The 14,259-nt window shown below is 71.6% G+C and carries 11 protein-coding genes and 2 pseudogenes; 4 read left to right on the forward strand and 9 right to left on the reverse strand.

Annotation, left to right across the window (positions count from 1 at the left end; all coding sequences use genetic code 11):
- The first annotated feature begins 21 nt into the window (after positions 1-21).
- The 3 genes and pseudogenes from KVT44_RS38360 to KVT44_RS38365 all read left to right on the forward strand — a co-directional run.
- Positions 22-543: a carboxymuconolactone decarboxylase family protein gene (locus tag KVT44_RS38360; protein ID WP_217572154.1), complete on the forward strand. Its 522-nt coding sequence runs from the start codon at positions 22-24 to the stop codon at positions 541-543.
- A 105-nt stretch (positions 544-648) separates the two neighbouring features.
- Positions 649-759 (forward strand): annotated as a pseudogene (locus KVT44_RS58695) (carboxymuconolactone decarboxylase family protein); the annotation flags it as partial.
- A gap of 11 nt (positions 760-770) precedes the next feature.
- Positions 771-884, forward strand: a pseudogene (locus KVT44_RS38365) (isocitrate lyase/phosphoenolpyruvate mutase family protein); the annotation flags it as partial.
- Positions 885-893: 9 nt separating this feature from the next.
- Here the strand turns inward: KVT44_RS38365 and KVT44_RS38370 are convergent.
- From KVT44_RS38370 to KVT44_RS38390, 5 genes are read right to left on the reverse strand one after another with little or no spacing between them, the layout of a single operon-like run.
- Positions 894-1,850, reverse strand: a complete 957-nt coding sequence (locus KVT44_RS38370; protein WP_217572156.1) for an ABC transporter substrate-binding protein — start codon at positions 1,848-1,850, stop codon at positions 894-896.
- Between the two features lies 1 nt (position 1,851).
- Positions 1,852-3,810: a proline/glycine betaine ABC transporter permease gene (locus KVT44_RS38375; RefSeq protein WP_217572157.1), complete on the reverse strand. Its 1,959-nt coding sequence runs from the start codon at positions 3,808-3,810 to the stop codon at positions 1,852-1,854.
- On the reverse strand, positions 3,810-4,901 hold the full coding sequence (locus KVT44_RS38380) for a glycine betaine/L-proline ABC transporter ATP-binding protein (RefSeq protein ID WP_217572159.1): 1,092 nt from the start codon (positions 4,899-4,901) through the stop codon (positions 3,810-3,812). The genes KVT44_RS38375 and KVT44_RS38380 overlap by 1 nt, the downstream gene beginning before the upstream one ends.
- A complete protein-coding gene (locus tag KVT44_RS38385) occupies positions 4,901-6,448 on the reverse strand; it encodes a GMC family oxidoreductase (RefSeq protein WP_217572166.1) in 1,548 nt (515 codons plus the stop codon). The genes KVT44_RS38380 and KVT44_RS38385 overlap by 1 nt, the downstream gene beginning before the upstream one ends.
- Before the next feature lie 53 nt (positions 6,449-6,501).
- Positions 6,502-8,040, reverse strand: a complete 1,539-nt coding sequence (locus KVT44_RS38390; RefSeq protein ID WP_217572168.1) for an aldehyde dehydrogenase family protein — start codon at positions 8,038-8,040, stop codon at positions 6,502-6,504.
- 234 nt (positions 8,041-8,274) lie between these two features.
- Between KVT44_RS38390 and KVT44_RS38395 the strand changes: the two genes are divergently transcribed.
- The gene (locus KVT44_RS38395; protein ID WP_217572170.1) at positions 8,275-9,192 is read left to right on the forward strand and encodes a helix-turn-helix domain-containing GNAT family N-acetyltransferase; all 918 of its coding nucleotides are present in this window, start codon (positions 8,275-8,277) and stop codon (positions 9,190-9,192) included.
- On the opposite strand, the gene KVT44_RS38400 is transcribed toward KVT44_RS38395, so the two are convergent.
- The 4 genes from KVT44_RS38400 to KVT44_RS38415 form a co-directional block, all read right to left on the reverse strand.
- The gene (locus KVT44_RS38400) at positions 9,189-10,118 is read right to left on the reverse strand and encodes a hypothetical protein (RefSeq protein ID WP_217572172.1); all 930 of its coding nucleotides are present in this window, start codon (positions 10,116-10,118) and stop codon (positions 9,189-9,191) included. The genes KVT44_RS38395 and KVT44_RS38400 overlap by 4 nt on opposite strands.
- Positions 10,119-10,159: 41 nt before the next feature.
- A complete protein-coding gene (locus KVT44_RS38405; RefSeq protein WP_075028428.1) occupies positions 10,160-10,522 on the reverse strand; it encodes a hypothetical protein in 363 nt (120 codons plus the stop codon).
- Complete coding sequence (locus KVT44_RS38410; RefSeq protein WP_217572174.1) at positions 10,515-12,218, reverse strand: hypothetical protein; 1,704 nt, start codon at positions 12,216-12,218, stop codon at positions 10,515-10,517. Before KVT44_RS38410 ends, KVT44_RS38405 begins: the two co-directional genes overlap by 8 nt.
- Before the next feature lie 237 nt (positions 12,219-12,455).
- Positions 12,456-13,445 carry a malate dehydrogenase gene (locus KVT44_RS38415; RefSeq protein WP_054233746.1) on the reverse strand — a complete coding sequence of 330 codons (990 nt, stop codon included), beginning with the start codon at positions 13,443-13,445 and terminating at the stop codon, positions 12,456-12,458.
- Positions 13,446-14,259: the final 814 nt, after the last annotated feature.

Genomic DNA, 14,259 nt, shown 5'->3' on the forward strand with positions numbered 1-14,259 from the left:
TTCGCTCGTAGGGTCGAGAGCATGACGACGAACGACACCACCACCGAGACGACCGCCACCACCGCCGAGTACGCCCCCGAGCACAGCCCCCGCCTGCACTGGGCCAAGCACGCCCCCGAGGTCTACAAGGCCATGCTCCGGCTGGAGACGGCCGCGCAGCAGGGGCTGGAGCCGAAGCTGCGCGAGCTGGTGAAGATCCGTGCCTCGCAGCTCAACCACTGCGCGTTCTGCCTCGACATGCACACCAAGGACGCGCTGGCCGCCGGGGAGAGCGTGCAGCGGATCGTCCAGCTCAGCGCGTGGGAGGAGTCGAAGCACTTCTACACGGCGAAGGAACTCGCGGCGATCGAGCTGACCGAGGCCGTCACCGTCCTCACCGACGGATTCGTACCGGACGAGGTGTACGAGAAGGCGGCCCAGCACTTCGAGGAGGCCGAGCTGGCGCAGCTGATCGCCGCGATCACGGTGATCAACGCGTGGAACCGGTTCGGCGTGAGCACGCGGATGGTCCCGGGCCACTACGAGGCGGGCCGGCACCAGTGACGGAGCGCGGCGAAGCCACGAGGGAGCGTACGAAGGTGCTCGACCCGACGGTCGGGCGGGCCCTGTCCTCCAGCTCCTCAACGCCTGGGAGGAAGCGGAGGACCGCACTTCGACGACGTCCGGCTCGCGCATCTCATCGCCCTGATCACCGCGATCAACGGCTGGAACCGGGTGATGGTGAGCCGTCGGATCCCGCCGGGGGGATACGCGCGGTGAGCGGGGCCGAGGCCGCGCTGTACGTCCCGGCGGGCGCCGACCGCGTGTATCCGGTCGGCGCCCCCGTCGACGTACTGCCACTGCTGCGGGCGGGGATCCCGGGCCCGATCAACGTGTGTGCGCGGTAGTCGGGGTCACGACAGCCACGCGCGCCATGTCGACGCGTGGCTGTCGACCCACTTCTTCGCCGCGTCCTGCGCCGACAGCTTGTCGTTCGCGATCATCAGGGAGACCTCGTTCTGGTCCTCGGTGGTCCACTTGAACTTCTTCAGGAAGGCGGCCGCCTTGCCGCCGTTCTTCGAGAAGTCGGCGTTCAGGTACTTCTGGAGCGGTGTGTGCGGGTAGGCGCAGGCGACCTTGGCCGTGTCGGCGTCGCAGCCCTCCTTGTACGGCGGCAGCTTCACCTCCGTCATCGGGACCTTCTTGAACAGCCACTGGGGCGAGTACCAGTAGGTGAGGAAGGGCTTCTTCTCCTTGGCGAACTGCTTCATCTGGGTGATCTGCGCGGCCTCCGAACCGGCGAACACCACCTGGTAGTTCAGCTTCAGGTTGGCCACCAGGGCCTTGTCGTTGGTGACGTAGGAGGGCGAGCCGTCCATGAGCTGGCCCTTGCCCCCGCTCTCCGCGGTACGCATCTGGTCGGCGTACTTGTCGAGGTTCTTCCAGTCGGTCACGTCGGGGTGCTGCTTGGCGAAGTACGTCGGGACGTACCAGCCGATGTGCCCGGTGACGCCCAGGTCCCCGCCGGGGGCGATGGTCTTCTTGTCCTCGACGTACCGCTTCTCCTGGTCGGGGTGGCCCCAGTCCTCCAGGATGGCGTCGACCCGGCCCTGGCTGAGCGCGTCCCACGCGGGGACCTCGTCGACCTGGACGGTGTCGACGCGGTAGCCGAGTTCGTGCTCCAGCAGGTACTGCGCGACGGCCACGTTGGCCTGCGCGCCGACCCAGGACTGGACGGAGAGGGTCAGGCTCTTCGAGCCCCGCGCGTTCGCGAAGGGCGAGGCCTGCTTGGTCATGTCGACGGCGCCGCAACCGGTCAGCGTCAGCAGCGCGGCCGCACCGGCCATCACCGAAGTCGTACGTAGGCGCATGTCACGCTCCCTTCTTCGTGGTCCGTGCGGTCGGCTGGGTCACCCGGTCGAGCATCAGGCCGAGGCAGACGATCGCCGCGCCGGCGACGAGACCGGTCGCCAGGTCGCCCTGCGCGAGGCCGAACACGACGTCGTAGCCGAGTGCGCCACCGCCGACCAGACCGCCGATGATGACGACGGCGAGGACGAGCACGACGCCCTGGTTGACGGCGAGCAGCAGCGACTGGCGGGCCAGCGGCAGCTGGACCTGGCGCAGCTGCTGGGCGCCGGTGGCGCCGAGCGAGCGGGCCGACTCCAGCGCGGCCGGGTCGACGGCGCGCAGGCCCTGGGTGGTGATGCGGACGACGGCGGGCAGCGCGTAGACGACCGCGGCGGCCACGGCGGGCGCGCGGCCCACGCCGAACAGCGCCACCACCGGGATCAGGTAGACGAACTGCGGCATCGTCTGGAAGACGTCAAGGACCGGCCGCAGCAGCCGCTCGACGCGCTCGCTGCGCGCCGCCGCGATACCGGTCGCGAAGCCGAGCACGAGGGTCACGGCGACCGCGGCGAGGACCTGCGACAGCGTGTCCAGGGACGGCTTCCACACGCCGAGCACCCCGATCGCGGCCATCGCGAGGACCGCGGTGAGGGCGGTGCGCCAGGTGCCGATCAGCCAGGCGAGGGCGGCGACGATCAGCAGGACCGACCACCAGGGCAGCCACTGGAGGCCGTCCCGGAGGGGGTCCAGGACCCAGGTGGTGAAGTGGCCCGCCCAGTCGGCGGTGCCGCCGATGTAGGGGACGCCGGAGTAGAGGTGGTTGGTCATCCAGTCGACGACGCGGTTCACGGGCTCGGCGATGGAGAGGGTCCAGGAGGCGGGCCAGTCGAGACGGCCGGCTAGGTGTCCGGCCAGCGCCACGGCGAGGGCCGCGGCAGCGGCGTACGCCCAGCGCACTGCCGTCGCCCCGGAGTCCGAGCCGAGCCGCTCCCCCGCCGCTCCCGTCACCCGGTCCAGGACGACCGCGAGCAGCACGATCGGGATGCCGGCGGCGAGTGCGGCGCCCACGTCGACGGAGGCCAGCGCCTGGTAGACGCGGTCGCCGAGGCCGCCCGCGCCGATCACGGAGGCGATGACCGCCATGGACAGGGCCATCATGATCGTCTGGTTGAGGCCGAGGAGGAGTTCCTTGCGGGCCAGCGGGAGGCGGGCGGTCAGCAGGCGCTGGCGGGCGGTGGCGCCGAGCGAGGTGACGGCCTCCATCACCCCGGCGTCGGCGTCACGCAGGCCGAGCGCGGTGAGGCGGGCCATGGGCGGGGCGGCGTACACGACGGTGGCGAGGACGGCGGCGGGGACACCGATGCCGAAGACGAGGACGACGGGGAGGAGGTACGCGAACGCCGGGAGCACCTGCATGGTGTCGAGGACGGGGCGCAGCGCGCGGTAGGTGCGGTCGGAGAGACCGGCGGCGAGGCCGAGCAGCGCGCCCAGCAGAACGGACGCGAGGACGGCGACCACCATGAGCGCGAGGGTCTGCATGGTCGGCACCCACATGCCGAGCAGTCCGCAGGCGAGGAACGCGGCGGCCGTGCCGAGCGCGAGCCGTACGCCCGCCGTGCGCCAGGCGACGAGTGCCGCGACGGCTGTCACACCGGCCCAGCCCGCCGCGAGCAGCACCACGTAGACGGCGCGCACGGAGAGGACGACGGCGTTGCTGACGTACCCGAAGAAGTACAGGAACAGGGGGTGGCTGTCCCGGTTGTCGATGATCCACTCGCTGGCTCGGCCGAGGGGTGCGGAGAGGTCGACGGTGAGGGCGCCCGGCCAGGTGCCGCTCGCCCAGTGGGAGTCGAGGACCGGGACGATCACGGCCGCCACGACGGCGAGCAGCAGCAGCTTGCCGACGGCCCGGTGTCCGCGGAGGTTCTTGAGCAGCGCGGAGACGCCGGAGTGACCGACGGTCGCGGTGACGGTGGCCATCAGGCGGCCTCCCCACGGGGGCCGTCCGGCGCCCCGGCGGCTGCCGTGTCCGCTCCGGCGGGCGTGTCCGCGCCGGCCACCACGCCGAGCAGCGCCGCGGAGTCCACGACGCCGACGCAGCGTCCCTGGTCCATCACGCGGGCGGGGTCGCCCGAGCGGGCCACCGCCTCGATGGCCTCGGAGACGGTCGCGTCGGGTGCGAGCGCCGGGCCCCGGGCGGCCTCCGCAGCGGACGCGGCCCGCATGGCCGTACGGACGGTCATGACCTGTTCGCGCGGTACGTCCCGGACGAACTCGCGGACGTAGTCGTCGGCGGGCGAGCCGACGATCTCCTCGGGGGTGCCGAGCTGGACGACACGGCCGTCGCGCATGAGCGCGATGCGGTCGCCGAGGCGCAGCGCCTCGTTGAGGTCGTGGGTGATGAAGACCATCGTGCGGCCCTCGTCGTGGTGCAGCCGGATGACCTCCTCCTGCATGTCGCGCCGGATCAGCGGGTCGAGCGCGCTGAACGGCTCGTCGAAGAGCAGGACCTGGGGGTCGACGGCGAGCGCGCGGGCGAGCCCGACGCGCTGCTGCTGGCCGCCGGAGAGCTGGGCGGGCCTGCGCTGCTCCATGCCCTCCAGGCCGACCTTGGCGACGACCTCTGCGGCCCGCTTCCGGCGCTCGGCCTTGCCGACACCCTGGATCTCCAGGCCGTACGCCACGTTGTCGAGCACCGAGCGGTGCGGGAGCAGGCCGAAGTGCTGGAAGACCATCGCGGCGCGGTGGCGGCGCAGTTCCCGCAGCCGGTTCTTGTCCATGGCGCGTACGTCCTCGCCGTCGATGACGATCGCGCCCGCGGTCGGCTCGATCAGCCGGGTGAGGCAGCGGACCAGCGTGGACTTGCCGGAGCCGGACAGCCCCATGACGACGAAGACCTCACCCTTGCGGACGTCGAAACTGACGTCCCGGACGGCGGCCGTGCAGCCGGTGCGGGAGCGGAGTTCGGCGGGGTTGAGGGCGGCGAGTCCGGGGTCGGCGGGGACGCGTTCGGCCTTCGGCCCGAACACCTTCCACAGGCCGTCGACGGAGAAGACGGAATCAGTACTCATCACGCACCGCCCCCGATCAGCTCGGCGCATTTCTCCCCGACCATGAGCACTCCGATCATCGGGTTCACGGCGGGCATCGTCGGGAAGACGGACGCGTCGGCGATCCGCAGACCGTCGAGGCCGCGCACCCTCAACTCGGGGTCGACCACGGCCAGTCGGTCATCCATGGCGCCCATCCGGCAGGTGCCCGCCGGGTGGTAGACGGTGTGCGCGACCTGACGGGCGTACGCGCTCAGCTCCTCCTCGTCGGTGACCTCGGGCCCGGGGCACACCTCGCGCTTGAGCCAGCCGGCGAGCGGCTCGGTGCGGGCGATCCGGCGGGCGATGCGGATGCCGTCGACGAGGGTGCGGCCGTCGTAGTCGTCCTCGTCCGTGAAGTAGCGGAAGTCGAGGGCGGGCTTGACCGATGGATCGGCGCTGGTCAGGTAGAGGCGGCCGCGGCTGCGCGGTTTGGGGATGTTGGGGGTCATGGAGACGCCGTGCGCCGGGCGTTCGTAGCCCAGCCGCTCCGGGTTGTCCGTGAAGGGGATCTGGTAGAAGTGGAACATCAGGTCGGGGCCCGCCTGTTCGGGGTCGCGGCGCACGAACAGGCCCGCGTCGGAGTCCATCGCCGAGTTCTCCGGGATCGGCCCGTTGGTCTCCCAGACGATGACCGACTCGGGGTGGTCGAGCAGGTTCTCGCCGACGCCGGGCAGGTCGTGGGCGACGGGTATGCCGAGCTCCGCCAGGTCGTGGGCGGGCCCGATCCCGGAGTGCAGCAGCAGCCGCGGCGAGTCGACCGCGCCCGCGCACAGCAGGACCTCGCGCCGGGCCCGTACGAGGCTCTCCGTGCCGTCCTTGGCGCGTACGTGCACGCCCGTGGCACGCGTCCCCTCCAGCTCCAGCCGGTACGCCCAGGTCTCCAGCAGCAGCGTGAGGTTGGGCCGTTCGTCCATCACCGGGTGGAGATACGCGACCGACGCGCTGGAGCGCTTGTTGTTCTCGGGATGGTAGGCGAGGTCGAAGAAGCCGGTGCCCTCGGTGAACGGCTTCTTGTTGAAGCCCTCGACGCGGGGCACGCCCAGCGCGCCCTGGGCGGCTTCGACGAAGTCGCGGGCGATGGCGTTGCGGTCCTTCTCGTCGACCGGGACGATGTTGTTGAGGAGCCGCGCGAAGTACGCCTCCATGGGCACCGCGCCCCAGCCCTTGGCGCCCGCCGCCTCCCACTCGTCCCAGTCGGACGGCAGCGGCTTGAACGCGATCAGCGTGTTGTGGGACGAACAGCCGCCGAGGACGCGGGCCCGGCTGTGCCGGATGTGCGAGTTGCCGCGCGGCTGCACGGTGGTCGGGTAGTCGTAGTCCAGTTCGCCGCCGAGCAGGCCCATCCAGCGGCGCAGGGTGAGGACGTCCTCACGGCCGACGTCGCTGGGACCGCCCTCGATGACGCCGACCGTCACGTCGGCGTTCTCGGTGAGACGGGAGGCGATGACGGAGCCTGCCGTGCCGCCGCCGATGACGACGTAGTCGTACGTGTTCTCGGACGCGTTCTCGTGCGTGCTTTCGTGCATGGGGGTGCTCCAGGGTGCAAGGGGCAAGTGCGGTGTGGGGTGGTGGGGTTACGTCACCGGGGTCGGCCCGCGAACCAGCGGACCGGCTTCGGCGCCAGGTTCTGGTAGACGTGCTTGGTCTCGCGGTACTCGGCGAGGCCCGCCGGGCCCAGTTCGCGCCCCACGCCGCTCTTCCCGAAGCCGCCCCACTCCGCCTGCGGGAGGTAGGGGTGGAAGTCGTTGATCCAGACGGTGCCGTGCCGCAGTCGTCCCGCGACGCGGCGGGCGCGGCCCGCGTCGGTGGTCCAGACGGCGCCCGCGAGCCCGTACTCGGTGTCGTTGGCGAGCGCGACGGCCTCGTCCTCGGTGCGGAAGGTCTCCACGGTCAGGACGGGCCCGAAGACCTCCTCGCGGACCACCTTCATCTCGCGGTGGCACTGGTCGAGGACGGTCGGCTCGTAGAAGTACCCGGTGGCGGGCCGTTCGGCGGACGGCTCGGGGCGGCGGCCGCCCGCCCGCAGCACCGCGCCCTCCGCGAGCGCGGAGGCCACGTACGCCTCGGTCTTCTCGCGCTGTCCCTCCGACACGAGGGGGCCGCACTCGACGCCGTCCTCGGTGCCGCGGCCGAGCCTGATCCTGCCGGCCCTGCGGGCGAGTTCGGCGACGAAGCGCTCGCGCACGGACTCCTCGACGATGAGCCGGGATCCGGCCGAGCAGACCTGGCCGCTGTGGATGAAGGCGGCGTTGAGGGCCTGGTCGACGGCGGTGTCGAAGTCCTCCTCCGTGGCGCAGGCGTCGGCGAAGACGACGTTGGGGTTCTTGCCGCCGAGTTCCAGGGCGACCTTCTTGACGCTGTCCGCGGCGGCCCGCGCCACCTTCGTGCCGCTGACCAGGCCGCCGGTGAAGGAGACGAGGTCGACGTCGGGGTGCTCGGCGAGGCGGGCGCCCACCGTGTGTCCCGGGCCGGTCACGAGGCCCGCCACCCCGGCGGGCAGGCCGGCCTCGGCGAGCAGCCGTATCAGCGCGATCGTCGTCAGCGGGGTGATCTCGCTCGGCTTGACCACGAAGGTGTTCCCGGCGGCGAGGGCGGGCGCGATCTTCCAACTGGCTTGCAGGAGCGGATAGTTCCAGGGGGTGATCAGCGCGCAGACACCGACGGGCTCGTGCACGACGACGCTGTGGACGTCTGCGGACCCGGCGTCGACGACCCGCCCGCCGCCCTCCCCCACGACGAGGTCGGCGAAGTACCGGAAGGCGTCCGCGACACAGTCGATGTCGACCCGCCCCTCCTCCAGGGTCTTGCCCGCGTCGCGGCTCTCCAGGAGTCCCAGCTCCTCGCGGTCGCGGACGAGGAGGTCGGCGACGCGGCGCAGCAGCGCGGCGCGCTCGGCGACGGGGGTGCGGGGCCACTCCCCCGTGTCGAAGGCGTGGCGGGCGGCGGCGACGGCCGCGTCCGCGTCCCGCTCGTCACCCTCCGCGACCACGGCGAACGGCTTGGCATCCGCGGGATCGAGGATCTCGCGGGTGGCACGTGAGACGGCCTCCCGCCACTCTCCACCCACGTGAAGGGTCTGTTGTGCCTGCTGAGCCTGGTGCGCTTGGTGTCCGGCCATGGTCGGTGTTGCCTTCCGTTCCTGTTCCGTGCCCCTGCGTGCCCGTGTGTCACACGCGTGTCACTCTCGGGGACCGGGAGCGCCTGCCCCTCGACCCGGAATGCATGCACAACCAGTGACCAAAAGTGCCCGGCGTCACTGAAAAAAGAGCGGAAATACGACCAGAAACGGCAAAACGCAGGCTGAGAGTGATCGGCACCTCGGAGGTGTGCTTTCTTTGACTAGAGTCAAAGGATGACTCGGTCGGTGTCAGCGGAGGACGTACGGGCGCTGCGGCGCTTCAACCGGTACTTCACCCGGCGCATCGGAGCCCTCGACGACCACTACCTCGGACAGGACCGGCCGCTCGGCGAGGCGCGGCTGCTGTTCGAGATCGGGGACGGGGCCTCGCTGCGGGAGCTGCGCGGCCGGCTCGGCCTGGACGCCGGGTACCTGAGCCGGATGGTCCGGGCACTGCAGGCGCAGGGGCTGGTGCGGGTGAGCGTGCCGGCCGAGGACAGCCGACTACGGGTCGCGGAGCTCACACCGGCCGGGCGGGTCGAGGTCGAGGAGCAGAACCGGCGGGCCGACGCGCTGGCCGAGGGGCTGCTCGGCTCCCTCGACGAGCGCCGGCGCGGCGAGCTCACCGCCGCCATCGCCGCCGCCGAGCGGCTGCTGCGGCTGGCCGCGATCACCGTCGAGTCCGTCGACGGTGCGTCGCGCGACGCGCGCGACTGCCTCGCCGGGTACGCCGCCGACATCGACGCGCGGTTCCCGGAGGGCTTCGACCCCGCCGCCCTCGTACGGCCCGACGAGGTGTCGGGGGACTCGGGTGCCTTTCTGGTCGCCTACGAGGAAGGGCGTCCCGTGGGGTGCGGGGCGCTGCGGCGGCTCGCACCGGACACCGGCGAGATCCGGCATGTGTGGGTGCGGCCCGAGGCCAGGCGGCTCGGCCTCGCCCGCCGGATCCTCGACGGACTGGAGCGGGCGGCCGTATCGCGCGGGTACGGCGTCGTGCGCCTCGACACCCACGCGGTGCTCACCGAGGCGCAGGCGATGTACCGGGCGTGCGGCTACACCGAGATCCCGCGCTACGACGACAACGTCTACGCCGCCCACTGGTTCGAGAAGCGGCTGCCCCGCCCGTCGGAGGATCCGAACGACAGGCCCTAGGTACTGCTCGCGCAGTTCGTGTCGGTGGGGCAGAAGGAGTTCAGGGCCGTGGTGAGCGGGCCCGTCATGTCCACGCCCTCGGGGCCGCTCGCGTTGATCGCGTAGAGCGTGCCGTCGGCGGCCCGGAAACGGTGGTCGACCACGTGCGTGGCGCCCTTCTGCGGGCTGTCGTAGCGGTAGGTGACCTCCGTCCAGCCGGTGCCGTTCTGCCGCGCGATGAGCCGGTACCCCGGGAGCTTCTCCGAGATCGCCTCGGCCTGGGACGACGACTCGGCCAGGGAGCTCTCCTTGACCTCGAACAGCATGAGCCTGCTGCTGCCGCCGGGGGCCGTGTAGGTGACGACCGGCGCCAGCTTGCCCTGGACCTCCTCGCGTACCCAGCCGTCGGGCACGTCCACCGTGTAGCCCACCGAATCCACCGACCTGCTGTAGCCGGGCAACGGATCCGGGGTCGTGGGCTGCGTCGCCGGGTCGCTGGACCCGCCCGAACCGGCGTAGATGTCCGGACTCCCGGAGGTGTACCCGGTGTCCGGGGAAGGAACGCTCTGGGTCGCCGTGACGGTCACCGCCGGGCGCGACGGGTCGGCGCCGGTGTGCCCGGACGAATCGTCCCTGGTCAGCGCCCACACCGCGCCTCCGACACCGCCCGCGAGGACGGCGACGGCCACGATCACCACCAGCAGCCGGCGCGAGTCCGTGGGGGCCGGACCCCGGCCGCCGGAACTCCCGCCGGGCCCGGACCACGCCGGTGGCGGCAGGGGCGTCTCGGGCGGGCGCGGCGGCCCCGCCTGGGTCGTCGCCGACGCCCACCACTGCTGCTCCGCGTCCGGCGGCACCCCGCCACCACCGGCCCCGCCCCTGCCCTGCCCGCCCGCGCCGTCGTCGTCGACCCACCGCTGGCGGTCCTCGTCCCACCGTTGCGCCACCTCGTCACCCCGTTCCCACTAGACCCATCCCGCGCCGACGGCTAACCGGCCAGCTGCGCGATCACCTGCACCACGGCCGCCGTCGACGCCAGCCCCGCCACGGCCGCGGCGGCGGTCTCCAGGCGCATCCGCAGCCGGCCGAGCCGCGCCGGGTCCGCCTGGCCCGTTCTCTCGATCTCCCCCTGCACCACGGCCAGTTCGCCGTCGAGCCCGGTCGTGTCGTCGGTCTCCGTGAGCAGCCGCAGATGATCGCGCAACGTGCGGACGGCCTCCAGGAGCGCCACGGTCGTCTCGTCGGCGCCGGCCGCGGGCGGCGCCTCGTGATAGTTCGCGGTGCCGTGGTCGCCGAAGTTCACCGCACTGCGCGTGATCCGGTCGACCCGCCCGCCCGAGCCCTCAGTCATCCCTGTCCCCCTCGTTGTACGACGCGCCCCCACTGCCCATGGAGACGGCACTCTTGCTGATCCGGCCCACCACGGTGCCACCGCTCATCTGCCCGATGAACTGGCCGCCCGCGGCCACGTTGAAGATGTTCTGCTCGAAGCTGCCCGTCTCGCAGCCGCTGCGCCGCAGCGCCTCACGCACCCCGCTCGCGATGCGGTCCTGGACGGTCTTGATGTAACGGCTGACGTCCATCTCCTGGAACAGGGACAGCCGGTCGGTGCTGCCCATCTCCCGCACGGACACCAACGGGGCGTCCGGCGGGGCCTGTTCGGGCCGGGCCAGCCAGGTGCGCAGACACTGGACGAGGGTGCGCAGCATGGAGAACCCCGCCACCACGCCCGTCGCCGGGGCGGACAGCACCGTCCGCAGCACCTCACGCCCCGTCGCGCCCTCCCCGGAGGCCGCGATGAAGTCGACACGCCGGTACTCCTCGAAGATCGGCCCCAGCACGTGCGGCACGACTTCCAGGACCAGCATCCCGCCCTGCGTGTGGACGCGGACCAGCACCGAGACCACCACCTGCTCGTCCCAGGCGCCGACCCTGACGCGCAGGAAGTGACGGCGCGCCTCGCCGCCCTCGTCCACCGCCCCGTCCAGGTGCAGCCGGGCCGACGACGGCTCGTACACGCCCTGATTGCGGCCCACGCCGTACGGCAGGTAGACGAACTCCTCGACCTCCAGGTCCTTGAGCCGGTCCCGGCTGGTGCGCGCGGCGGACTCCCGCAGCGCCTCCAGCTTCGGTACGACCAGGTCGAGGATCTGCCGGTTGGTCAACTGCACCGGCGGGCGGTGCCCGTTCGCCGAACCGTCGCCGGTCTGCTCGGGCAGCTTGCCGTTCAGGCCGTCGAACGGCTTCTTGGCGGGGGTGATCTCCATCGCGAACGACCAGGGCTCGTACGGCTTTCCCGCGCCGACGAACGGCCGGTGGGCGTCGTAGAGCGCCACGGACGCGTGCTGCTCCCAGGTGACGGCCCGCGCGACCCGGAGCTGACGCTCGCTGCCCATGGGCAGTGCCACGGTCGTACGGGCGAAGGCGTCCCGGGAGAGTTCGACGCTCATGACCGCGGCCACCTGGGAGCGGTGGGCGCCGATCACGAAGGTGAGCAGGAGCGGGAAGATCACCAGAAAGGGGTCATGGAGCAACTGGGTGAACGCGTACACCCAGTAGGCGATCTCCGCGGCCCGCGCCATGAAGGTGAGCCCCCAGGCGGTCGCCCTGCGCGGCAGCCGCAGCCGGGCGGACTCGTCCCGGCTCGCGGCGTACATGCTCATGCCCCACCCGGACGCGGCCCGCGCGGACCACAGCAGAAAGCTGACGGCGGCGTAGAAGAACACCGCGAGGGCGCCGAACGCCTCCGCGAAGCCCTGGGCCCCCGCGTCCGCGACGCCGGTGGCCGCCCGGACCATCTCCACCAGGAAGAACACGACCCAGATGGCCAGCAGCCCGAGCCCGGTCAGCGCCTCCCTGCGGCGCGCGCGCAGCGCGTGCGCGAGCACGGCGACGACGTCGACACCGAGGGACGGTGCCGCGGGCCGCTCCTCGTGCCCTATGAGTTCGTCGATGACCCGTGCCCGGAACACGGTGTCCAGATGTACTCCGGCACACAACAGCCGTGTCGCCTCGCTGTGTGCGTACCGTCTCTCCGATTCCGTCACTGGGACCACCCCCGTGTGTCTTCCCCGGCCGCGCCCCAGCTCTCTTGAGCAGCCCTGCGCTCCCCTACCGGACCGTACGTCACGACGATAGCGAGAGTTACTCCCCGTGTATCCCCGGATACAGCGAGAAAGCACGTACGTTCGATGCGTACTTTCTGTACGCATGCGTCGGCCCCGCCCGGGACACTTCCCGGGCGGGGCCGATGAGTTGCGAGTGACTCAGGTGAGCCGGGTACGTCAGATCAGACCGAGACCGCGGACCGCGTCGCGCTCCTCCTCGAGCTCCTTGACGGAGGCGTCGATACGGGCGCGGGAGAACTCGTTGATGTCCAGGCCCTGGACGATCTCGTACTGCCCGTCCTTGGTGGTGACGGGGAAGGAGGAGATGATCCCCTCGGGCACGCCGTAGGAACCGTCCGACGGGATACCCATGGAGGTCCAGTCACCGTCGGCGGTGCCGTTGACCCAGGTGTACACGTGGTCGATGGCGGCGTTGGCGGCGGAGGCGGCGGAGGACGCGCCACGGGCCTCGATGATCGCGGCACCGCGCTTGGCGACGGTCGGGATGAAGTCCTCGGCGAGCCACTTCTCGTCGTTCACGACCTCGGCGGCGTTCTTGCCGGCGACCGTGGCGTGGAAGATGTCCGGGTACTGGGTGGCGGAGTGGTTGCCCCAGATGGTGAGCCGCTTGATGTCGGCGACCGTCGAGCCCGTCTTCTTCGCGAGCTGGGTCAGCGCGCGGTTGTGGTCGAGGCGGGTCATCGCGGTGAAGCGCTCGGCCGGTACGTCCGGGGCGGCGGCCTGGGCGATGAGGGCGTTGGTGTTGGCCGGGTTGCCGACGACGAGGACCTTGATGTCGTCCGCGGCGTTGTCGTTGATGGCCTTGCCCTGCGGCTTGAAGATGCCACCGTTGGCGGAGAGCAGGTCACCGCGCTCCATGCCCTTGGTACGGGGGCGGGCGCCGACGAGCAGCGCGACGTTCGTGCCGTCGAAGGCGACGTTCGGGTCGTCCGTGATGTCGATGCCCGCGAGCAGCGGGAAGGCGCAGTCGTCGAGCTCCATCGCGGTGCCCTCGGCGGCCTTCAGCGCCGGCGTGATCTCCAGGAGGCGCAGCTTGACCGGCACGTCCGCGCCGAGCAGTTGGCCGGAGGCGATGCGGAAGAGCAGGGCGTAACCGATCTGGCCGGCCGCGCCGGTGACGGTGACGTTCACGGGAGTGCGGGTCATGGCGTTCTCCGTATGACAGCAGGCGGTGGGGCGTCCCTGCCCCGGGGTGCAGGATCGTCCCCTGCGTCCACCGCAATGATCGATCAAAGGAACCGATGATCGATCTCTCGGCGTCAAGAGAGATCCGCCGTCAGGCTATCGCGCATCCAGGATCCCGGACGGCCGGGTCCCGTGTGGCCCACCCCACAGCCCCCCGACGGCGGCCGCCGGTCCGGGAGAGGATGACACGACGACCGCCGTCGGGGTGACCGGCCGGGGCCGGATCCCGTGGGGGTACGTTGCGCCTGCCCCAACGGCGCCGGAACATTCCTGGGCCTCGTTTTTCGGGGGTGGGTTTCTTCGACTGCGGGTGAGCGGGGGTTGCTCACGCAGCTCCCCGCGCCCCCAAGGCGGGGCTGCGCCCCGAAATTCCGGCCGCCTGTTGCCTTTTGGCCGACGGTTGGTGGGGAGTTGCTCGCGCAGTTCCCCGCGGGGTGTTTTCTCGCCTGCGGGACGGTGGGGGCTGGGCGCGCAGTTCCCCGCGCCCCTAAGAGCCTCGGCTCGACCGGCGTTCGAGGATGCGACCCAAGGCCGAACCCCGGCCACCCTCACTCATCCCATCCACCCTGGCCCGCATCACTCAGCCCGTCCGGCGATTGAGGACGAGGCCGGGGGCCGATGCCCCACCCACCCCCAGGTCCACCCACCCAACCCGGCCCGCATCACTCAGCCCGTCCGGCGATTGAGGACGAGGCCGGGGGCCGATGCCCCACCCACCCCCCTCCACCCCCCCACCCCCGCCCCCCTCACCCCGCCCCTCCGGCCCGTCAGTACG

Source organism: Streptomyces sp. GbtcB7, assembly GCF_019091445.1.
GTDB classification, from domain to species: domain Bacteria; phylum Actinomycetota; class Actinomycetes; order Streptomycetales; family Streptomycetaceae; genus Streptomyces; species Streptomyces mirabilis.

Excerpts from the sequence above, each read along its gene's own strand:
- KVT44_RS38360 (WP_217572154.1), top strand. The coding sequence starts at position 22 with ATGACGACGAACGACACCACCACCGAGACGACCGCCACCACCGCCGAG.
- KVT44_RS38370 (WP_217572156.1), bottom strand. The coding sequence starts at position 1,850 with ATGCGCCTACGTACGACTTCGGTGATGGCCGGTGCGGCCGCGCTGCTG.
- KVT44_RS38375 (WP_217572157.1), bottom strand. The coding sequence starts at position 3,810 with ATGGCCACCGTCACCGCGACCGTCGGTCACTCCGGCGTCTCCGCGCTG.
- KVT44_RS38380 (WP_217572159.1), bottom strand. The coding sequence starts at position 4,901 with ATGAGTACTGATTCCGTCTTCTCCGTCGACGGCCTGTGGAAGGTGTTC.
- KVT44_RS38385 (WP_217572166.1), bottom strand. The coding sequence starts at position 6,448 with ATGCACGAAAGCACGCACGAGAACGCGTCCGAGAACACGTACGACTAC.
- KVT44_RS38390 (WP_217572168.1), bottom strand. The coding sequence starts at position 8,040 with ATGGCCGGACACCAAGCGCACCAGGCTCAGCAGGCACAACAGACCCTT.
- KVT44_RS38395 (WP_217572170.1), top strand. The coding sequence starts at position 8,275 with ATGACTCGGTCGGTGTCAGCGGAGGACGTACGGGCGCTGCGGCGCTTC.
- KVT44_RS38405 (WP_075028428.1), bottom strand. The coding sequence starts at position 10,522 with ATGACTGAGGGCTCGGGCGGGCGGGTCGACCGGATCACGCGCAGTGCG.
- KVT44_RS38415 (WP_054233746.1), bottom strand. The coding sequence starts at position 13,445 with ATGACCCGCACTCCCGTGAACGTCACCGTCACCGGCGCGGCCGGCCAG.